The following is a 21,235-nucleotide window of genomic DNA, read 5'->3' on the forward strand; positions in this document are numbered from 1 at the left end:
TTCCGAATAAATAAGTATGATTCATCTTTATTTTTTTCTTGTTGGAGCTATTATTGCTTCCTTTCTAGGCTTGGTCATTGACCGCTTCCCTGAGCAATCCATAGTTTTTCCTACTAGTCACTGTGAGTCTTGTCAGACTCGCTTATGTCCCTTGGATTTGATTCCAATTATTTCTCAAGTAGTCTATCGCTTTCGCTGTCGCTATTGCAAGGTCCACTATCCTTTCTGGTATGCCCTCTTTGAGTTATTCTTGGGGCTACTCTTTCTAACTTTTTCTTTGGGATCTCTAACCTTAGGACAACTTATTCTGATAACTGCTGGCTTGACCTTAGGCACCTACGACTTTCGTCATCAGGAATATCCCCTGCTAGTCTGGCTAATTTTTCACTTAATCCTTATGTTTTTCTGTAGTTGGAATCTGGCCATGGCTTTCTTCTTGATTCTTGGAATCATTGCTCATGTTATCGATATCCGTATAGGAGCAGGAGATTTTCTCTTTCTGGCCTCTTGTGCTCTTATTTTTAGCCTAACTGAAATGCTGATTTTAATTCAATTTGCTTCCACAACTGGCATCCTAGCCTTTCTCCTACTAAAGAAAAAGGAAAGACTTCCTTTTGTGCCCTTCCTCTTGCTTGCTGCTTGTATGATTATTTTTGGTAAGCTACTGCTTTTAGGATAGTCAGGCCCTCTATGAGGGCTTTTATTTTGACGTCCTATTCCTTAGATAACCTTTTCAATGAAGTTTCGTATGGTTGATAGTCCATCTGGTGTCCCTATACTTTCTGGATGATATTGAAAGCCATAGATAGGGAGCTTCTCGTGTTGAAAACCCATGATAACCTGATCGTCTATCGCACGAGCGGTAACTTCAAAGTCTGCGGGTAATTCCTCCACCATAAGACTATGGTAACGCATGACTGAACAGTTATTTTCTATACCCTGATAAAGAATGGATGGAGCTTCAAATTGGAGCTGACTTTGTTTACCATGCATTACCTTTGGAGCCAAACCTAGTTTTCCACCAAAAGCCTCTGCAATAGCCTGATGTCCCAAGCAAATCCCCAAAATTGGCTTTTCCCCAGCAAAATCTCGAATCATATCCTCCATTTTTCCAGCATCAGCTGGCCAACCAGGTCCAGGCGAAAAGACAAGAGCTCTTGCCTTTTCTGCTACTTGATAGAGACGAGGATCGTCATTTCTCAAGACCTCAACAGAAGAAAAAGTTCCGATATATTGAGCTAGATTGTAGGTAAAAGAATCATAATTATCAATCAATAAAATCACAATTTTCTCCCTTTAATCTTGGAATGATTAGTTATTCTTTGCTTCAAGATAATCTGCAATAGCAGCTACGTCCTTGTCTCCACGACCAGAGACATTGATGATGATAATCTCATCTTTACTTAGTTTTGGTGCGCGTTTGGCTGCTTCAGCAATAGCATGTGAGCTTTCAATTGCAGGGATGATTCCTTCTGTTTTGCTTAATAAAAGCAAGGCTTGGACAGCTTCTTCGTCTGTCGCTGCTACATATTCTACTCGACCAGAGTCTTTAAAGAAGGCATGTTCTGGACCAACCCCTGGATAGTCCAAACCTGCTGAGATAGAGTAAACTGGCGCGAGCTCTCCATCTTCCTTAAAGACTGCATAGGTCTTCATTCCATCGACAATTCCGACACTACCCTTGGTCATAGTTGCTGCGTGTTTGTCTGTATCAAGTCCATGACCAGCAGCTTCTACCCCAACCAATTTGACTTCTTCATCAGCTACATACTGTGAAAAAGCACCGATGGCATTGGAACCACCACCCACACAGGCAATAACGTAGTCTGGCAGACGTCCTTCTTTTTCCAAGATTTGACGACGAGATTCTTCACTAATCACTTTTTGGAACTCATGAACAATCGTTGGATAAGGGTGAGGACCTACAGCAGATCCTAAAACGTAGAAGGCTTCAAGGTCATTCATCCATGCTCCAAAGGCTGCATCTACCGCATCTTTGAGGGTACGAGTACCAGTTTCAACTGCGTGAACAGTTGCTCCCATCATCTCCATGCGGAAGACATTGAGACGTTGACGCTCCACATCTTCTGCCCCCATGTAGACATCACATGCCATACCAAATTTGGCTGCCGCTGCAGCTGTCGCAACACCGTGCTGGCCAGCTCCTGTCTCAGCAATGACACGCTTTTTACCCATGCGTTTTGCTAGAAGGATTTGACCCAAAACATTATTAAGTTTGTGAGATCCAAGGTGGTTAAGGTCTTCACGCTTGAGATAAATCTTAGCTCCACCTAAGTGCTCTGTCAAGCTTTCAGCAAAATAGAGCGGTGTTTCGCGACCTGAATAATCCTTCAAGTAATGGCGAAACTCAGCTAAAAACTCTGGATCATCCTTGTATTTTTCAAAAGTCACTTCCAATTCATCTAGTAAAACCTGAATTGGTTCTGGTACAAAACTACCACCAAATTGTCCAAAATATCCTTTAGTTGTCATAAATTCTTCCTCCTTCTGTATGAATCCGGCTTTTTGTTTGCTTTTAGTAGTAGGCAAGGAGCTGTAGATAGAACTCAAGTTCATCAAAGCTACTTAAGGCCCTAATAAAATATAAACAAAATGACGGATAGAAAAAAGCCCACACACGGAATTTACTTCCATGTGAGGGCGTTCGTAACGCGGTACCACCTCAATTGTAAAGAGAATATCCCCTCTACATCTCTGCCTTGTCTAACAACAAGTTGCACTGTAAGGTGTGCCTACCGAATTTTCATTGTTTCAAATTCACTTTTAAAATCAGCCCAATTTCACTAGTTCCAACCACCTGTTCACAGTAACCACAGGCTCCCTGAAGATTAAAAATAATTACTTTTCTGATTTGTTGAGTTAATTATATGTTATTGTTTTTTCTTTGTCAACCGTTTTCACTAATTTTTTACTAATTTTTTTAATTATTTTTGTGAAGCGTCTAGAACTTCTTCAGAAACTCTGACAAAAGTCTCAATGATATAATCTACTTCTTCATCCGTTAATTTCGTGTGAAGTGGTAACGTAATCTCGTTTACAAAGTAGGCATAAGCCTTAGGATAGTTTGCCATGTCAAAGCCAAGATTCTTATAAGCTGTCAAAAGTGGAAGCGGTTTGTAGTGAACGTTACTTGCGATTCCTGCTTTGGCCAATTCTTGGATAATTTGATTGCGTTGCTCGAGACTAGCACCTTCTACATGGGTAACGTAAAGGTGACGACAAGATTCAACAGTATCTGTCTCATGAGCCAATGGGTGAATACGAGTTCCTGCAAATCCACGGTCATAGCGAGTTACGATTTCTTTACGACGTTGAAGCAAGCCAGTATAACGATCCAATTGTACCAAACCAATTGAAGCCATGATATCTGTCATGTTGCACTTGTAGGCAGGTGTTACGATATCGTATTCCCATGAACCCAGTTGCATCTTGGCAAGAGCATCTTTTGTTTGACCATGAAGAGATAGGATTTGGAATTCCTTGTACATTTCTTCATCGTCAATCGCTGGATTAGCTTTCCAAGTAGCACTTCCTCCTTCAGCAGTTGTGAAGTTCTTGACTGCGTGGAAAGAGAAGGATGTAAAGTCTGCAATGGAACCAGCTGGTTGTCCTTTATAGGTTGAACCCAAAGCATGAGCACTATCAGAGACAATCACAATACGGTTAAAGGCCTTTTGCCACTTGCTAGTAGCTGTAAAAAGGTCACGTTTCTTCTCAACAACTTGGAACAAACGGTCATAGTCACAGACAATCCCTGCAAGTTCTACTGGGATGATAACCTTAGTCTTCTCAGTAATCGCTTGCTCAAGCTTGTCATAGTCCATTTCAAAGGTATCGCCTTGGATATCAACCATCACTGGTGTAGCACCAACGTGAGTGATAACGCTACATGATGCTGTATAAGTCATAGCTGGAACGATAACTTCATCACCAGGCCCCACTTCAAGCACGCGCAAGATCAATTCAAGAGCTGCTGTTGCAGAGTTGAGGCATACTGTCTTAGGCGTTTGAGTATAGACGGACAGGCGACGCTCCAATTCTTTTGTCTTTGGACCTGTTGTGATCCAACCAGAACGGAGGGTATCTGCTACTTCCGCAATTTCTGCTTCGGTAATATCGGGTGGTGAAAATGGAATATTATACTTTGTCATTGTTTTACTCCTTTTACTGTATTCACTTTTGTGACTACTTATTTTAAAACTTCAAATACAGTCTGGAACATGATCTTGATATCTCCGAAGAAATTAAAATCACGTAGGTAGGCTAGATTATAGTGCATCTTTTCTGGAAGGACTCTTTCGACATAAGCTTGGTCGACCGTCATACCTTTTGCAGTCATTTGACTGATAATGGCATCCTCGTCCTTATAATTAATGCTGGCAAGGGATGTAATCCCTGCTGGTAAGAGCAAGGTAGCCATCATTTCAGGGCTATACTGCTCTGTGTAGCGTGGTACTTCTGGACGAGTTCCCACAAAGGACATCTCTCCTTTAAGAACATTGACCAATTGTGGAAGTTCATCCAAACGAACACGGCGAATGAAATTTCCAACTTTGGTGATGCGACTATCATTTGCAGAAGTTACTAGGCTTCCTTTTTTATCAGCATCTGTCACCATGGTACGGAATTTCCAAATCTTGAAGTGTCGGTTGTACTGGGTTACCCGCACCTGCTTATAAATGACTGGACCCTTACTATCTAGTTTGATCCAAATACTTAGAATCAGAAATACGGGTGAGGTCAAGATTAACAAGATCAAGGCTAGAACCAAATCTAGACAACGCTTGAGAATCAGAGAGCCTTTTCTTTTAGAAACAAGCTGGTAGTATGGTTTTACCTCACTCAATTGCATTTCTTGAGGTAGTTCATCCCATTTCAGCATGCACATTCTCCTCTGTTTTTTAATATGTAATCTTTAAACATTCTACATTATACCACAAAATGAAAGAGGCAGTGCAAGAAATCTGTATTTTAAAGGAATTCTTCTCTAAGAAAGAGCCCCTGCCTGTAAACTATACATCTTGTGATAGGTTCCTCCTAAGGCCAAAAGTTCCTCGTGTGTGCCGCTCTCGATGATTCGTCCCTTATCTAGGACATAAATACAGTTAGCATCCTGAATGGTAGAAAGACGATGGGCAATGGCAATGGTTGTCCGGCCCTGTCTCATCTTGGCTAGAGAATTTTGGACCAGGGCTTCTGTTTCAGAATCAATATTGGCTGTCGCTTCATCCAAAATCAGAATTTTCGGTTGACTGGCAACAGTTCTGGCAAAGGCAAGAAGTTGACGTTGACCAGTTGAAAAACTCGAACCACGCTCAGATACTGGAGCATCATAACCTAATGGAAGATCCTGAATGAAAGAATCTGCATCGACAAATTCTGCTGCAGCCTTGACTTGGTCATCACTGATATCTTGGTACATGGCGATATTGGACTTGATGGTCCCATGATAGAGGAAAGGTTCCTGTAGAACCAGACCGATGTTTTTTCTCAACTCCTCTTGACTATACTTACGAATATCCACACCATCAAGGAGAACTCGACCAGACTGGAATTCATAAAAGCGCATGAGAACATTGATGATAGAGGATTTCCCAGAACCAGTATGTCCGACAAAGGCGATGGTTTCACCTTTATTGACTGTAAAGGAAATATCATCGAGAATCTGGTGCTCCCCATCATAGGAGAAGGACACATGTTCAAAACGGATATTTCCTTCTTTAATCTCGGCTTGTCCATCTTCTTGGGCCGGTTCATAGTTAGTCTCATCGATAAGTGCAAAGACGCGACCTGCTGACACCATAGATGTCTGAAGGGTAGAAAAGTTTTGCGTTACCTCGATGAGGGGATCAAAGAGGCGATTGATGTACTGGATAAAAGCGTACATGGTTCCTACTGTTATGCCTAGATAAAGACCACGATAGCCAAAGTAAGCCATCAAAACCGCATACCCCAACAACTTCAACAAACTCATAGCTGGACGTAAAAAGAGGGAGTCCAAGGCTACTGAACGGTTAGCGTAAACTAGATGTTCCTGATTTATCTCATCAAACTCTTCTTGCAGGCGTTTTTCTTGATTAAAGGCTTGAATAATGCGAATCCCTTCGATATTTTCTGCCAGCTTACTGTTGATATCTGATAAGAGACTTCTGGTTTTTTCAATGACCTTGACCGATTTTTTACGATAGAGATTGACCAAAAGGAAAATCAAGGGTAGAAAAAGCAACACTATAGCTGTCAGACGATAGTCCAAAACGAGCATGGTATAAAGGGTTGTCACAAAGATAAAGACCGCCGAGATAAAGCTGGACAAAATCCCTGAAAACATATCACTGATTGTCTCTGTGTCATTGGTCAAACGAGAAACGATGGAACCTGCTGGTGTTTTATCAAAATAAGACATGCCTAGTTTTTCCATATTGGCAAAGGCATCACGTCGAATATCTCTAACGATGCTGTAGGACACTCGCGCAAAAAGAAGGTTCCCCACATATTGGACAAGGGTTTGAAGAATGTAGAGACCATAGTAAACTAGCAAAACTGTAACCGCAAGCTGGTTGAGATTATGTAGATACTGGTCGATAAAGTGCGAAGCTACCAAGGGGATGATACTCTTGACAACAGTCGTCGTAAGGAGAAAAGCTAAGGCTAAAAAGGTTAGGAGACCATAGGGCTTTAGATAGGACAACAAGCGTTTCAATACAGCCCATTGTGCTTGTTTATTGCGCATCTTCTTCTCCTTTCATTTCTAATTGTTGTGACTGGTAGGTTTGTGCATACCAACCATCCAAGGCTAGTAAGTCTTCATGTGTACCTCGTTCAATGATGCGACCATTTTGCATGACCAAAATCAAATCCGCATGAACAACTGCACTGAGACGATGGGCAGTGATAATGGTCGTTTTATCTCTGCGAGTTTCCTTGAGATTATCGATAATAGCGAACTCTGTCTTGGCATCTACAGCTGACAAGGAATCATCTAAAATCAGGATATCAGGATTTAAAATCATAGCCCGACTCATGGCCAGACGTTGCTTTTGTCCACCAGATAGACTGACACCCTTTTCACCGATAACTGTATCAAATCCCTGGGGCATTGCTTGAATGTCTTGATAGACTTGAGCCAGCTTAGTGGCTTCTTCTACTGTAGAGAAAGGCAGGTCGGGATTTCCAAAGCGGATATTATCTAGGATAGAGCTAGCAAAGAGAAATTGGTCCTGTGGAACATATCCCATCAAACTCCGTAAGTCAGCTAGTCGATAGTCACGAATATCATGGCCATTTAGATAAATGGCCCCTTGGTCAACATCATACTCACGTAGGAGCAACTTAATCAAAGCAGTCTTCCCTGAACCAGTCTGCCCAACCAAGCCCAAGGTTTGCCCTTTTTCGAGACTAAAATGTATATCTCTCAGCGTCTCCTCGTCTTCAAAGGCAAAACTATCAATGGAATAGTCCAAACGCCCGTTTTCAATCCCGTCAAGTGGAGATTCTGGATCTTTGACAGGTGACTCTTGAGACAAGAGACTCTCAATACGTTGGTAAGAAACTTTCCCTCTTTGAGTAATATTAAAGAGGAACCCAATAGCCATCAAAGGCCAGACCAACATATCCAAGTAAGAAATAAAGGTGACCAGATTCCCAACAGTTACCTGTCCTGCTTGCACCATAAAGGCACCGACTAAGAGAGTTAAGGCATAAGAAGAACCAACAAAGAGCAAAACCATAGGGTCAAAGAGGCTATCATATTTCATGGTTTGCAGATTCTTTTGGAAGGTCAAATCATTGACTTCCTGAAAAGATGCCAATTCATCAGACTGATAGCCAAAGGACTTGGTTACCTTGATACCTGATACAGATTCTTGAACCTTATTGTTGAGTTCAGAAAAGGCTGCTTGCGATTCACTAAAAGCCTTATGGGTCTTTCTCCCCAGACGACTAGTCGCATAGGCCATAAATGGCAAAGGCAGAATGGCAACCAAGGTCATCTGCCAAGAAATGCTAAAGAGCATAGTCAACAGAGTCACAAGGGCTGTGATAGAGGCATCCACTGCAGACATGACACCTCCACCGGCTAAACGAGTCAGGGCATTGATATCATTGGTTGCGTGAGCCATCAAATCCCCAGTTCGATAATTCTGATAAAAAGCAGGCGACATTTTTGTAAAGTGCTCAAATAGTCTTGAACGCATGATTTGCCCAAGTCGGTAGGAGGTTCCTAGGATATACATGCGCCAAACGTAACGCAGATAGTACATCCCAAAAGCTGCTAGCAGGAGATAAAAGAGATGAAGCAAGAGCTCATCCTGTGTTAATCGTCCCGAAGTGATGGCATCGATTACGCGCCCCATAACCATAGGTGGGATGAGGTTGAGCACAGAGACCAAGACCAGGGCCACAATCCCGACTAGATAACGGCGTTTTTCTAACTTGAAAAACCACCAAAGTTTTTGAATAATGGACATAAAATCCCTTTCTGATTGCAAATGGAAACCTGAGGCCAAGACCCCAGGTTTTTCTTACTCATAGGTTACGACTGAGACGACACCCTTGTCATACTCAGCGATAAAGATATTGGCCACATTGTCATACCCTTGTTTACTGAGGTTATCAAGCAGCCATTCTTCGCTCCGACCAATGGTCTCCAAAATTTCGACTTGGATAACACCATCTGTGACAACAGGATACTTGGGATTCTCATCTCCCATTTGGACTACGATGAGTTGACCGTTTTGCTCCTGCATAGCTCGTTTGACTTGTTTCATTTGGAAAATTCCCTGACTACGGAGCTTAAGAGCTACGTCCGCTGCTGACAAACCAACCGAACGGCAAGCTTCTGGATCAATCTTCCCATTTTTGATGAGCAGGGTTGGCTTCCCATCAATCAAACGTTTCACAAAGTGAACATTGTTGTTGAGCCATTTGAGAGTCAAGACCAGAATGGTCCACATAATCAGGATAACTGCATACTGAAGGATACTGATGGCGCTATTGTAAATCACCCCACCGATGATACCCCCTAGCACATAGTTCTGGATTTGGTCTATTGCTGAGTTAGGCGCTAGGTTGCCCTTTCCTGTTACATTGATTACAAAAACCAGAGAAAAGAGACCCAAGGCTAGTTTGATTAAAATTTCGATATAATTAAGTGTCATTTGTTCACCTCCACCAGTTCAATTGCATCTGTTTTATACAATTCCACTTTCTCTAACAGGTACTTGTCTGGCTCACTGCCGTTCAGGGCACGATAATAACGATCTCCCACCTTGATAAGTGCGCCATCAGTGTTTGTGGAAGTATTAACATAGACTTCTGACTTGTCTACTCCCAAATCTTTGGAAACAACCTCGATGAAATGAAGTGAAGTTTGAAATTTATTGTTAGAAACTTGATTGTTTTGATAAGTCGTGATGCTGACCAAAAGTAGAGCTAATAAGGTCAGAGCTGAAATCATGACCAACTCACGAAATTTGGTCCCCTTTTTATCATGGTATGCCTTAAAAGCAAAAAAACCTGTCACAGCTAATAGAACAATCCCAAAGCCAACCATGATACCATTTTGCTGACCGATTTGGCTGAGTACATAGTCATAAGAGTAGAATTTCATCTATTTTCACTCCCCTTCATAAAATCATTCTTAATTATAAACGAAAGAGGGTGATTTTTCAAACCATACGCTGGGGAAATACGCGTATCAGACCAACTTCTCTAACTAACGACTCAAATACCTATTTCAAGATTCTGATTTTGATAATTGATAAGAATAGACACTAGGAATTATCACTACAAAGAAAAGTGTCAAGAAGAATACCCAGTAAACATATAGCTGAACAAAGGCATTTAGAAACAATAACAATCCTCCTAATACCCAAATTTTTCCAGCTAGGCGATGCGTTTTGCTCCAGTTCTCATCATTCTCCAAAGTCCACGGAAGTCGAATACCGATTATATAATTTCGGCGTGTTTTTGGTAGATAATTTCCAATTACAATCATGATGACTCCCATAAAAATCTGAGCTAGAATTCCACTCATCATAGAATAACCCAAAGATGCTCCGTAGATAGAAATCATCGATAGACAAGATACAAAAGGAATAATCCAGTAAATCAAAAGTTGTATTTTTGAACTAATATTGCTGGACTTAGGATCCTTGATCATCAAGAATAGAATCAACCAATGCATCAAAAGCATGAGAGCCGGTAATCCAAAGATAGCAAACATTTTATGATCGTAGCCATCTGCTTGGCCCAGTAGATTAAAATGAGTCGGCATCTTCTCTGGTAGTTGAAACCAGAAAACACAACCTACAAGGGTAGGCAGTAGGATAAGAATGCTAGTATATAATACCAATTTCTTATTGATTTTTATCTTCATCTAAAAATCTCCTTTCAGTTCTGCTAACCACACCATCATATCCTCTAAAACTGATGTATTTAACTCATAATAAATAAAGTTTTTCTCTTTCATTTCACGAATCAAATCCGCTGCTTTCAAAATCGTAAGGTGGTGTGAAATTGTTGCACCTGTTAACTCAAAATGACTGGTAATTTCTCCTGCAGATAACCTGCCTGTTTTAAGCAAATTCAAAATCTCCCTCCTGACTGGATGAGATAAAGCTTTAAAACTATTTGCAAAACTCATAGTGCTTCCTTTCTATTCGCAATATCAGTAAGGCAAGGAATAAGCAGGGTAGCACTGCTATCAGTCCTGCTGGTGACGGACCAAAAATCAAGAGGCTTGAAGCTTTTTCTCCAGGCAGTTGAAAGAGTAGTCCAAAACCTGCAGTTGCATTGATTGCCCCATGAAATAGTGCTGAAGCCCAGATAGAACCTGTTTTTTCCATCAGCCAACTCAACAATATTCCTACGCTAAAACAAAATAAAAACATGGCGACAACTCCCAAAACGGGATAAGCAAAATAAGTTAGTCCATAATTAAAGCCTTGCAAATTAATTGGTAAATGCCATAGACTCCAAATGAGACCAAGCAAGACATGAGTCTGTACTAGTGAAAAGCGTTCTCTTAGAGCTGGGTAAAGATAACCACGCCAACCAATTTCCTCTCCCAATGCAAATAAGCTATTAAGAAAAGGAGCGTAGGTTAAACTAGCTAGCATTTGAATCAAGACCAAGGAAGATAGGGGGATCGGTGATTGAAGTACTCCTTTTTCTTGTAAGATGGCTTGAATAAATTCAAAACCAAGGCTGAAATTGTTAGGAAATACAAGAAAATAAAGTCCTGCTCCTAAGAAACTGATAACTGCTGGCAACCAGATAGCTAGTAAGTAAAAGCGCCAGTTCCTCTTGAGATTCACGACTAATTTAGACTTGATTCCACTAGGTTTTTTCGTTATTTTCCCTAAGAGAAAGACTGCAAGCGCAGGCATCCACATGGCCACAATACTAGCAAGCTGACTCCATGGAGAATTTAGTCCAATACCACTTAGCCATAGTGCCAACCATATTATCCAAGCAAGACCATAAGACAAGACCACAAAAAGAAGGATTGTTCTCTTATTTGACATATTTGTAACTTCACTTTCTATTTAGATGTTTTTCTAAATAATATTATATACCTTTCCACTCCAAATACAAGAACTATTTAGATTTTTTTCAAAATAGTTGCGAGAATTTTTTGTTTTCTAAGGATAAAGTCTAAAGAGTGAGTTTACGAACTAGAAACTCGCTGGCTTTACTTTTTTTTGATAAAATATAAGAAATACATCTAGAAAAGGTACACACTATGAAACTAATCTCATGGAATATTGATTCCCTCAATGCAGCGTTGACGAGTGACTCTGCGCGTGCGAAATTATCACAAGACGTTCTCCAAACCTTGGTAGCCGAAGACGCTGATATCATTGCTATCCAAGAAACCAAGCTTTCAGCTAAAGGCCCTACAAAAAAACACCTTGAGGTACTGGAAGAACTCTTCCCAGGTTACGAAAACACCTGGCGTTCCTCTCAAGAGCCTGCCCGTAAAAGCTATGCTGGAACCATGTTCCTCTATAAAAAAGAACTCACTCCAACTATCAGCTTCCCAGAGATTGGCGCACCTTCTACCATGGACTTGGAAGGCCGCATCATTACTCTTGAATTTGATGAATTTTTCGTAACGCAAGTCTACACTCCTAATGCAGGTGATGGACTCAAACGTTTGGAAGAACGTCAAGTTTGGGACGTCAAATATGCGGAATACTTGGCTGAACTAGACAAGCAAAAACCTGTCCTAGCAACAGGAGACTACAACGTTGCCCACAAGGAAATTGACCTTGCTAACCCGGCCAGCAACCGCCGTTCACCAGGATTTACAGACGAAGAACGTGAAGGATTTACAAACCTTTTAGCCAAAGGATTTACAGATACCTTCCGCCATATCCATGGCGATGTGCCAGAACGCTATACTTGGTGGGCACAACGCAGCAAGACTTCAAAAATCAACAACACAGGCTGGAGAATCGACTACTGGCTCACAAGTAACCGTGTAGCAGACAAGGTTACCAAGTCAGACATGATTGACTCAGGCCCACGCCAAGACCATACACCTATTGTCATGGAGATTGAGCTCTAAGGAGAAAGCTAATGGACTATCAAGCTGTCATTCCTGAATTTGTAGTATCTGACCTCGAAAAGTCACGCCACTTCTACTGCGACTTGCTGGGATTTTCTGTCGAATACGAGCGTCCAGAGGAGAAATTTCTCTTCCTCTCGCTTGAAGACTGCCAACTTATGCTAGAGGAGGGGACAAAAGATGAATTGGCTGAACTGGCTTACCCCTTTGGTTGTGGAGTCAATATCTCCTTCGGCATAGAGGATGTCCCTCGACTCTATCAGAAAGTAATCGAGTCTAACTATCCTATTCATCGTCCTTTGACCAAAAGAGAATTCCGTGTTGGTGAACAATATATCTATCCTCATGAATTTGCAGTTTTAGACCCAGATGGCTATTTTTTAAGATTTAGTGAATAAGAAAAAGGAGGCTGATAGCCTCTTTTTCAGTAGGTAAACATGAATTGACAGACCTGTAAATCCATTGACCAAAACCTTTGCTAAAGCCTATGAAATCAGTATGTCAAAGAACTTTGATAGCCGTTTTTTGTATAATTGAGTAGAATGAAATCAGAAAGCGAGGAAATTTTATGCAAGTCGGAAAACAAATCCAGCGCTATCGTAAAGAGAAAAAATTATCTCAAGATGATTTAGCTGAAATAATTTTTGTCAGTCGCCAATCCATTTCCAACTGGGAACGCGGTGCGACTTACCCTGATATTCAAAACCTACTCTTACTGAGCAAGGTTTTTGAAGTGTCATTAGACAAACTAGTAAAAGGAGATTTGGAAACTATGAAACAAATTATTCACGATCAAGAATTTATACGTTATAAAAAAGATGGAATAATCTTTAGCATACTGCTATTTGGTTTTCCTATCATCAGCATACCCTTAATTCTTTATTTGGATTGGTATGGTATCGCTTTTAGTTGCTTGATTTTTGCTATCGCTATCTTCTACGCCCTACGCATTGAAAAATTCAAGAAACAGCATAATCTTCGCACCTACCGACAGATTGTTGCCTATGTTCAAGGAAGCAGCCTAAGCGAGATTGAAGAAGCTGAAGAAAGGGGTAAAGCCCCCTACCAAAGAATCACGCTTCCCATTCTATTTGGCCTTGGAATTGGCGCTATTGCTCTGCTATTTTATTGGCTCTTACTTACTTTCTTCCCTATCAAATAAAAGCGAAGTCATCAGACCTCGCTTTTTAAATGTATTAAAATTTATAGGGTTGTGGATAGTGAACACACTCTGGGTTTTTAAGGCGTAGCTATCTACCATATTTTCCTATATCCTCACCTGTCTATCTTCAGATCGTTGTCCTGTGACAAACATGGTGAAGGTTGCCTTGCAGACATTTCTTCCATCTTGATTGGTGATATCAACATCGACGACACAAGTGGTGCGTCCATGATGGACACATTCCCCCTTGATGGTAAGAACGTCCCCTAGATTTCCAGCTTTCAGATAGTTGATAGAAGACTGGAGCGTCACCCCGTCTAAACCAAGCGAAATCACCACAAGACCACTGATTTGGTCACAGAGGGTAAATAGATAGCCTCCATGGGCATTCCCATAATAGTTAAGTGAGGAGTCCACTACTTTTGTCGTTACCACAACGTGGCCATCTCTCATCTTTTCAATTTCATAGTTTTCAAAGGCAGATATAGCGTCAAAGTGAAAATCTTTCATACGTTCCTCCTGATGTTTCAAACGACACTATGATACTACTTTTCAGGACTCTACGCAAGGGAGAAGCACTTATTCAGGTAAAACTCCAACCTGCTCGACAAAGCGCATAAAGGCTGCTTGTCCTTCTTCTGTTTGCTTGTAAACCCCTGCATCTTCCAATACCCGAGCGAAGATTTTACCAACAGATTCTTGGACGATTTCAAGAGCTTGGTCTTTGTCGGTCAAGTCAGGATTGGATTCTTTCAACTCATCCGCCCATTCTTGGTGATAATCTGCTACTAGAACATCCTCTCCAACTAGGTAAGCTGCTACTTGCTCCGCTTCTTCCTTCAAGCGTGGTGGCAAAATGGCTAAGCCCATAACCTCAATCAAGCCGATATTTTCCTTCTTGATATGTTGAACATCCTTATGAGGATGATAGATACCATCTGGATGCTCTGGGGATGTTTGATTGTCTCGCAAGACCAAATCCAACTCAAACTGTCCATCTCGTTTACGCGCAATCGGTGTGATGGTGTGATGTGGTGTCCCATCACTTTCCGCCAAAACTTGAACACTTGGATCGGAGTATTGACGCCAAGCCAGTAAGATTTTCTCAGCAAGGTTGGTCAAATCGTCTTTTGAATCTGAGGTCAATCGAATCACAGACATAGGCCATTGAACAATTCCTGCTTTGACTGATTCAAAACCTTCAAAGGTAAAGCTTTTCTGAATAGGAGCCACTTCCATTGGGAATACATGGCGCCCACCTTGGTAATGATCATGGGTCAAGATTGAACCACCAACAATTGGTAGGTCCGCATTCGAGCCTGCAAAATAGCTTGGAAACTGCTCTACGATTGCTAACAAACGCTCAAAACTTTGGCGACTGATGGCCATGGGACGATGTTGGCTATCTAGGAAAATACAGTGCTCATTAAAGTACGCATAAGGCGAATACTGGAAGCCCCACTCCTGACCAGAAATATCAAAACGGATAATACGATGGTTGCTTCTAGCTGGATGATTGACACGACCATGGTAGCCTTCGTTTTCCATACAAAGCTGACACTGAGGATAGTTGCTCGACTTGACCAACTTAGCTGCCGCGATCTCTTTTGGATCCTTTTCAGGCTTAGACAGATTGATGGTAATCTCCAGTTCACCGTATTCAGACGGTACACGATAAGCAATATTCTTTGCGATAGCTTTTAGTTTGATGTAGTCATTCTTCTGACTGAGTTGGTAGAAGTCCGCAATCGCCTGCTCTGGTGACTGGGCATAAGTAGCCCAAAAGTCTCGATTAACCTGACTTGGACAAGGCGTTACCAAGTCCATTAGGTCTGCACCGAGAATCTCACGAGCAGCCAGACTATCTTCAATCGTTTCCAAGCGAACGGCTTCCTCGACAAGCTGATCTTTAAGGTCAATCAAGTTATCTTGGTCAGTCTCAACTTCAAGAACTCCATCTCCCACCAGTGCTAAAACACGATTGGTCAGATAGATACGATCCAACTCTTCAAAGCTACTTTCTGCAATGACTTTGGTAACAAATGTTTCTACTAAGGTCACTAGAAAACCTCCTTTTGACTAATCAAGAACGTGAGTTCCACCTGCAACTTCAGCGATATAGAAGCTTGGAGCGTAACCAACGATTTCTTCATAGTGTTTGCCAACAGCTTCTTTAAAGGCTTCAACCGCATCTTTTTGAACCAAGGCAATGGCACAACCACCAAAACCTGCTCCTGTCATACGAGCACCAAGAACACCTTCTTGAGCCCAAGCTGTATGAACAAGAGTATCCAATTCCAAGCCAGTCACTTCGTAATCATGCTCAAGAGAAACGTGAGACGCATTCATCAAACGACCAAACTTGTCCAAATCTCCTGCTTGAAGAGCCGCTTGTGCTCTAAGGGTACGTTGATTTTCAAGAACTGCGTGGCGAGCACGTTTCAAACGATTTGCGTCTTTGATCAGGTAGCTGTATTCATCAAAAGCCCATTCATCCAATTCGCCTAAAGTCTGGATATCCAAGGCCACTTGAAGTTCTTCCACTGCCTTTTCACATTCAGCACGGCGTTCATTATATTTAGAATCTGCTAGTTCACGACGTTTGTTGGTATTCATGATCACAACAACATTGTCTTTCAAATCAAGTGGAACCAAGTCGTATTCTAGAGTGTTAGTATCTAGGTAAATAGCGCGTTGGTCAGCACCCATACCGATAGCAAATTGGTCCATAATACCAGAGTTAACACCGATAAAGTTATTTTCTGTTAGTTTTCCGATTTTAACTAAGTCTAGACGATCCAATTTTAGGTCAAAGAGGTATTCTGCCACGACACCTGTCAATAGCTCCAAAGAAGCTGAAGATGACAAGCCCGCACCATTTGGGATATTCCCAAAAACATAGAAATCAAAACCTTTGTCAATCACATGCCCAGCTTCTTGCAAGAAATGAAGGACACCTTTTGGATAGTTGGTCCAGTTGTGCTCTTTCTCAAACTTGAGATCAGCTAGAGGCACTTCGATAATTCCTTTGTCCTCAAAATTTGCGGAGTAGAAACGCAAAACTTGGTCATCACGCTTACGAGCAGCCCCATAGGTTCCGAGTGAAATAGCTGCTGGAAAAACATGACCACCGTTATAGTCAGTATGTTCCCCAATCAAGTTGATGCGCCCTGGCGAGAAGAAGGTTTGATCCGCTTCTTGACCAAAAACAGCAAGAAAATCCTTGCGAAGTGCTTCAGCAGTAAGATGTTGTGTCATATGAATTCTCCTTTTACGAAATATTAGGTAAAAAAGTTTATCCTGTAATCGTTTTCTTCTATTGTACCCAAGGGTTTTGCTTAGGTCAACATTTTTACCGATATTTTACTAAACTATGAGTAAAAAGGAAGAAAAATATGCTATAATAACTTAAAAAGGAGGGGAATTATGGCTACACTCAAAGATATTGCTCAGCTAGCCTCTGTCTCGATCGCAACTGTATCCCGTGTCCTCAATCGCGATCAGAGTCTATCTGTCACAGAAGAAACCAGACATCGTATTTTAACCGTTGCCGAAGAACTAGGCTACACCAAACATCTCAAAACAGGTGAATCACACAAACTCAAACAGAAAATCGCTATCATCCAGTGGGTCAGTGAACAGGGAGAGTTAGAAGATCTCTACTACTACCAGATTCGACTAGGAATTGAAAATAGAGCACAAGAATTAGATTACGACATCTTGCGCTATTTTAATGACCAGCCTTTCACGCTTAGCGAAGAAGTGATTGGGATTCTTTGTATTGGGAAATTTAGCCAAGCACAGATTGCATCATTTGAGGAATACCACAAACCCCTAGTATTTTTAGACAGTGATACGATTGCTCTTGGTCATACCTGTGTCATTACAGATTTTTATAATGCTGTTAGACAGGTTGTTGATTACTTTACAGATCATGATCGTAAAAAGATTGGTATCCTATCCGGTCTTGAAACTACTACTGACCATGAAGAAGTCATCTCAGATAAGCGTTTAGATTACTTTATATCCTATACGCAAGAAAAAGGAATTTATAACGAAGAATTCATTTTCCAAGGCTCATTTACTGCCCAATCTGGATATGATTTGATGAAGGAAGCTATTGAAAAATTAGGAGATAAACTTCCACAGGCCTTTTTTGCTGCCAGTGATAGCTTGGCCATTGGTGCCCTTCGCGCCCTTCAGGAAGCCAGCATCAGCATTCCAGAGCGCGTCAGCATTATTTCCTTTAATGATACCATTCTAACCAAGCAAGTGTTCCCACCACTTTCCAGTATCACAGTCTACACCGAAGAAATGGGACGCACAGGAATGGATATTTTGAACAGAGAAGTCCTTCACGGACGCAAAATCCCAAGCCTGACTATGCTGGGAACCAAACTGACTTTAAGAGAAAGTACCTTGCATTAAGCGCAATAGTTAAACACAAAAAAACCTAATAGAGATTCTCAAATCCTATTAGGTTTTTCTTTTTATACTCAATGAAAATCAAAGAGCAAACTAGGAAGCTAGCCGCAGGTTGCTCAAAGCACTGCTTTGAGGTTGTAGATAAAACTGACGAAGTCAGTCACATATATAATCCAAGGTGAAGCTGACGTGGTTTGAAGAGATTTTCGAAGAGTATTAATCCATCACAATCATAGACTTGATAGTCTTGCGTTCATCCATAGCCTTATAAGCTTGGTCGATATCTTTCAGTTTATAGCTTGAAGTAAAGACGCGACCTGGATTGATATCACCATCCAGAACGGCTTTAAGCAAGAATTGCTTATCGTATGTTGTTGCAGAAGCTGCTCCACCTGCAACAGTTATATTTTGCATAAATGTTGAACCAAGAGCACGATTCTTATAATGTGGAACTCCTACAAATCCCATGCGCCCTCCATTGTGAAGCACACCCAGTGCTTGCTCAACAGCTGCCTCAGTACCAACACACTCAAGCGCTGCATCTGCTCCACCGCCGAGAATTTCACGTACCTTGGCAATGCCTTCTTCACCACGTTCTGCTACAACTGCTGTCGCACCTGACTCCAAAGCCATCTGTTGACGGTCTTCGTGACGGCTCATGAGGATAATTTGGGAAGCTCCACGCATTTTAGCTGCAATAACAGCACATTGCCCAACAGCTCCATCCCCAATAACCACAACTTTATCGCCGGGTTTTACACCAGCTACACGCGCTGCATGATAGCCAGTCGGCATGACATCAGCCAGAGTCAAGAGAGACTTGAGCATCCCTTCTGTGTAATCAGACGGTTGCCCAGGAATTTTAACAAGGGCCCAATTAGCGTAGTGGAAACGGAGATATTCAGCCTGGAAATTCCCTCCTAGATTATTTCCGATATGATTGTCACAAGAACCATCAAATCCAGCACGACAGGCGTCACATTCACCACAACCATGAGTAAATGGCACAATCACAAAATCACCGGGTTTGACTGTTGTAATGGCTTTTCCAGTTTCTTCAACGATTCCAATTGCTTCGTGTCCACTATTTTTGTGACCCGCTTTAATATCTGGATTACGATAGCTCCAAAGGTCCGAACCACAAACACAAGCACGTACCACACGGATAATAACATCATCCGCCTCTTGAATACTTGGGCGCTTGATTTCCTCAATACCGACCTGACCTGCCTTGGTATAAACTGCTGATTTCATAAAATTTCCTCTCTGTATGTAACTACCTTAAGTATACACTTTTTATCAAGCTTTCGCTCACTTATACTACATCTCATTAATGATGATGTTCATGTCCATGACTTTGACCTACTTCCAACTCCTCAATTTTTCGCTTATGGGCTTGATGAGTTGCTAGATCTGCATCAACCTCAATGGTGATATTTTGAAAACCACAATCTTTGAGTAGGGTTCGAATGGATTCTTTACAAATCTCCATCTGTCCGATCTCTTTTAGACAAACATGGACAATGGCATTTTTTTCCAAACCATCCATGGTCCAGAGGTTTAGCTGATTGATACTAGCAACGTAGTCCAGTTGCTCCAAATCACTCTTGACTTGCTCAATATCTACTCCTTCTGGCACAGCATCCAGGAAAATCTTGAGCGTGCTCCAAAAACGTGGAATGGCTTTTGATAGAATAAAGAAAGAAATGACCAGAGACAAGAGAGAATCTAGGATATACCAGTCGGTAAATCGCAGAACAATGGCCATAAGGATAACAGCCAGCCAACCCAGAGTATCTTCCAGAAAGTGCAGGCTAAGGATGGATTCGTTTTTTGTTTTTCCTTTACGAACGACAAGACTGGCTAGCACATTAATACTAACAGCAATGATTCCTAGCCAGAGAATGCCCTCATCATTGACAGGTTGTGGATGAAAGAGTTTTGTTATATTTTCCAAAATCACCAGAACAGACCCCGTCATAAGAATCACAGCTGTTACCATGGCACCTAGAAGGCTAAACCGTTTGTAACCCAAGGTGTAATGACTATCTTCTTCACGATTGGAAATTGCTTCAAGAAAGGCTGATATCCCAATTGCGATTGCATCTCCAAGATCATGGACAGAGTCAGCAAGGACCGCACTAGAACCAAAAATCTCTCCTGCGATAAACTCAACAATGGCATAACTTAAATTCAAGAAAAAAGCTAACCAAACTGTATGTTTTGTCTTCATAATCAACATTCCTTTGTTATAATAGATTCATGAACATCTTGTTCATTATCATTATCTAACATTCATTTCAGAAAGGATAGGAGCAAATTGTTTACTTTGTAAGATACGGAACAGTTTGTTCAAAGTGTCCATATGACTGCTCAAGATCGTCGCATTACCAAGACTCGAAAATCTATCTATACTGCTTTTTTACAATTACTAAATCAAAAAAGCTTTGAAACGATTACCGTTCAGGAGATAATAGACCTAGCAGATGTCGGGCGTTCCACCTTTTATAGCCATTATGAAAGTAAAGAATTACTCCTAGACGAGCTCTGTCGTTATCTCTTTCATCATCTTTTTGAACGTGAGGAAAATATATCTACAGAAGCTTATTTGTCTCATATCTTTTCGCATTTTAAGAAAAATCAAGACCATATCACCAGCCTCCTTTTCTCAAAAAATGACTACTTCCTCCGTCAATTACAGAAAGAGCTAGAACATCATGTTTACCCCATGGTAGCAGAGGACTTGCATGCTTCTTATCCTACTATTCCTGCTTCCTATCTCAAACACTATGTTGTAACTAACTTTATCGAAACATTGACCTGGTGGCTGAAAAAGGGAAAATCGAATACGGAAGACCAAGTCGTGAGATTTTACTTAGATGTCTTAAAGATGAAGTAGCAAACACAACTATAGATTTCATACCCACTCAAAAGAAAAATACCAGTCGACATTTTATCATTCAAATATTCCATTCACCATGAATATTTTGCCTCTACTTTCTACTTACTAATCTGATCAAACTATGTTTTTTAAGCCAGTAAATTCACTAAAAAAA

22 protein-coding genes and 1 other annotated feature are annotated in these 21,235 nt (G+C 41.2%); of the genes, 6 read left to right on the forward strand and 16 right to left on the reverse strand.

The features are described from left to right. The first annotated feature begins 16 nt into the window (after window positions 1–16). The gene (locus tag O3633_RS03415) at window positions 17–679 is read left to right on the forward strand and encodes a prepilin peptidase (RefSeq protein ID WP_371620384.1); all 663 of its coding nucleotides are present in this window, start codon (window positions 17–19) and stop codon (window positions 677–679) included. 41 nt (window positions 680–720) lie between these two features. On the opposite strand, the gene O3633_RS03420 is transcribed toward O3633_RS03415, so the two are convergent. The 11 genes from O3633_RS03420 to O3633_RS03470 form a co-directional block, all read right to left on the reverse strand. Continuing rightward, entirely contained in the window at window positions 721–1,284 is a 564-nt protein-coding gene (locus O3633_RS03420; RefSeq protein ID WP_000601936.1) for an aminodeoxychorismate/anthranilate synthase component II, read from the reverse strand. Between the two features lie 27 nt (window positions 1,285–1,311). Next, entirely contained in the window at window positions 1,312–2,493 is a 1,182-nt protein-coding gene (trpB, locus tag O3633_RS03425; protein WP_371620385.1) for a tryptophan synthase subunit beta, read from the reverse strand. 161 nt (window positions 2,494–2,654) lie between these two features. After that, window positions 2,655–2,879: a binding site (T-box leader), on the reverse strand. Window positions 2,880–2,945: 66 nt separating this feature from the next. Continuing rightward, entirely contained in the window at window positions 2,946–4,172 is a 1,227-nt protein-coding gene (locus tag O3633_RS03430) for a DegT/DnrJ/EryC1/StrS family aminotransferase (protein ID WP_371620386.1), read from the reverse strand. Window positions 4,173–4,210: 38 nt separating this feature from the next. Next, window positions 4,211–4,903 carry a sugar transferase gene (locus O3633_RS03435; RefSeq protein WP_061863623.1) on the reverse strand — a complete coding sequence of 231 codons (693 nt, stop codon included), beginning with the start codon at window positions 4,901–4,903 and terminating at the stop codon, window positions 4,211–4,213. 105 nt (window positions 4,904–5,008) lie between these two features. Further along, window positions 5,009–6,751 (reverse strand): ABC transporter ATP-binding protein, encoded by a 1,743-nt coding sequence (locus O3633_RS03440; protein WP_371620387.1) that lies wholly within the window; start codon window positions 6,749–6,751, stop codon window positions 5,009–5,011. Next, window positions 6,741–8,486, reverse strand: a complete 1,746-nt coding sequence (locus O3633_RS03445) for an ABC transporter ATP-binding protein (RefSeq protein ID WP_371620388.1) — start codon at window positions 8,484–8,486, stop codon at window positions 6,741–6,743. The genes O3633_RS03440 and O3633_RS03445 overlap by 11 nt, the downstream gene beginning before the upstream one ends. A 54-nt stretch (window positions 8,487–8,540) precedes the next feature. Beyond that, a complete protein-coding gene (locus O3633_RS03450; protein ID WP_000174434.1) occupies window positions 8,541–9,176 on the reverse strand; it encodes a DUF421 domain-containing protein in 636 nt (211 codons plus the stop codon). After that, entirely contained in the window at window positions 9,173–9,628 is a 456-nt protein-coding gene (locus tag O3633_RS03455) for a DUF3290 family protein (RefSeq protein WP_308688043.1), read from the reverse strand. The genes O3633_RS03450 and O3633_RS03455 overlap by 4 nt, the downstream gene beginning before the upstream one ends. A 126-nt stretch (window positions 9,629–9,754) precedes the next feature. Further along, a complete protein-coding gene (locus O3633_RS03460) occupies window positions 9,755–10,396 on the reverse strand; it encodes an SdpI family protein (RefSeq protein ID WP_371620389.1) in 642 nt (213 codons plus the stop codon). Further along, window positions 10,397–10,663, reverse strand: coding sequence for an autorepressor SdpR family transcription factor (locus O3633_RS03465; RefSeq protein WP_371620390.1), 267 nt, complete (start codon window positions 10,661–10,663; stop codon window positions 10,397–10,399). Beyond that, complete coding sequence (locus O3633_RS03470) at window positions 10,647–11,546, reverse strand: CPBP family intramembrane glutamic endopeptidase (protein ID WP_371620391.1); 900 nt, start codon at window positions 11,544–11,546, stop codon at window positions 10,647–10,649. Before O3633_RS03470 ends, O3633_RS03465 begins: the two co-directional genes overlap by 17 nt. Before the next feature lie 218 nt (window positions 11,547–11,764). On the opposite strand from O3633_RS03470, the gene O3633_RS03475 reads away from it, so the two are divergent. From O3633_RS03475 to O3633_RS03485, 3 genes are all read left to right on the forward strand, one after another. Next, window positions 11,765–12,592, forward strand: coding sequence for an exodeoxyribonuclease III (locus O3633_RS03475; RefSeq protein ID WP_371620392.1), 828 nt, complete (start codon window positions 11,765–11,767; stop codon window positions 12,590–12,592). An 11-nt stretch (window positions 12,593–12,603) separates the two neighbouring features. Next, complete coding sequence (locus tag O3633_RS03480; protein WP_371620393.1) at window positions 12,604–12,990, forward strand: bleomycin resistance protein; 387 nt, start codon at window positions 12,604–12,606, stop codon at window positions 12,988–12,990. Window positions 12,991–13,160: 170 nt separating this feature from the next. Continuing rightward, the gene (locus O3633_RS03485; RefSeq protein WP_371620394.1) at window positions 13,161–13,754 is read left to right on the forward strand and encodes a helix-turn-helix domain-containing protein; all 594 of its coding nucleotides are present in this window, start codon (window positions 13,161–13,163) and stop codon (window positions 13,752–13,754) included. Window positions 13,755–13,859: 105 nt separating this feature from the next. Here the strand turns inward: O3633_RS03485 and O3633_RS03490 are convergent, their stop codons facing one another. The 3 genes from O3633_RS03490 to O3633_RS03500 form a co-directional block, all read right to left on the reverse strand. Further along, window positions 13,860–14,264: a PaaI family thioesterase gene (locus O3633_RS03490; RefSeq protein WP_036759319.1), complete on the reverse strand. Its 405-nt coding sequence runs from the start codon at window positions 14,262–14,264 to the stop codon at window positions 13,860–13,862. Window positions 14,265–14,333: 69 nt separating this feature from the next. Further along, window positions 14,334–15,815, reverse strand: a complete 1,482-nt coding sequence (locus tag O3633_RS03495; RefSeq protein ID WP_371620395.1) for a UDP-glucose--hexose-1-phosphate uridylyltransferase — start codon at window positions 15,813–15,815, stop codon at window positions 14,334–14,336. Window positions 15,816–15,833: 18 nt separating this feature from the next. Next, the gene (locus O3633_RS03500; RefSeq protein WP_371620396.1) at window positions 15,834–17,012 is read right to left on the reverse strand and encodes a galactokinase; all 1,179 of its coding nucleotides are present in this window, start codon (window positions 17,010–17,012) and stop codon (window positions 15,834–15,836) included. Between the two features lie 168 nt (window positions 17,013–17,180). Between O3633_RS03500 and O3633_RS03505 the strand changes: the two genes are divergently transcribed. Beyond that, complete coding sequence (locus O3633_RS03505; protein WP_045763128.1) at window positions 17,181–18,182, forward strand: LacI family DNA-binding transcriptional regulator; 1,002 nt, start codon at window positions 17,181–17,183, stop codon at window positions 18,180–18,182. Between the two features lie 213 nt (window positions 18,183–18,395). Here O3633_RS03505 and O3633_RS03510 read toward each other — a convergent pair whose 3' ends face one another. Next, entirely contained in the window at window positions 18,396–19,433 is a 1,038-nt protein-coding gene (locus O3633_RS03510; RefSeq protein ID WP_049529927.1) for a zinc-binding dehydrogenase, read from the reverse strand. Window positions 19,434–19,509: 76 nt separating this feature from the next. Then, entirely contained in the window at window positions 19,510–20,412 is a 903-nt protein-coding gene (locus O3633_RS03515; protein WP_049529928.1) for a cation diffusion facilitator family transporter, read from the reverse strand. A gap of 132 nt (window positions 20,413–20,544) precedes the next feature. Between O3633_RS03515 and O3633_RS03520 the strand changes: the two genes are divergently transcribed. After that, window positions 20,545–21,078 carry a TetR/AcrR family transcriptional regulator gene (locus O3633_RS03520; protein WP_049529929.1) on the forward strand — a complete coding sequence of 178 codons (534 nt, stop codon included), beginning with the start codon at window positions 20,545–20,547 and terminating at the stop codon, window positions 21,076–21,078. Window positions 21,079–21,235: the final 157 nt, after the last annotated feature.

This window comes from Streptococcus sp. 27098_8_22 (genome assembly GCF_041432415.1).
Classification (GTDB): Bacteria; Bacillota; Bacilli; order Lactobacillales; family Streptococcaceae; genus Streptococcus; species Streptococcus pseudopneumoniae_M.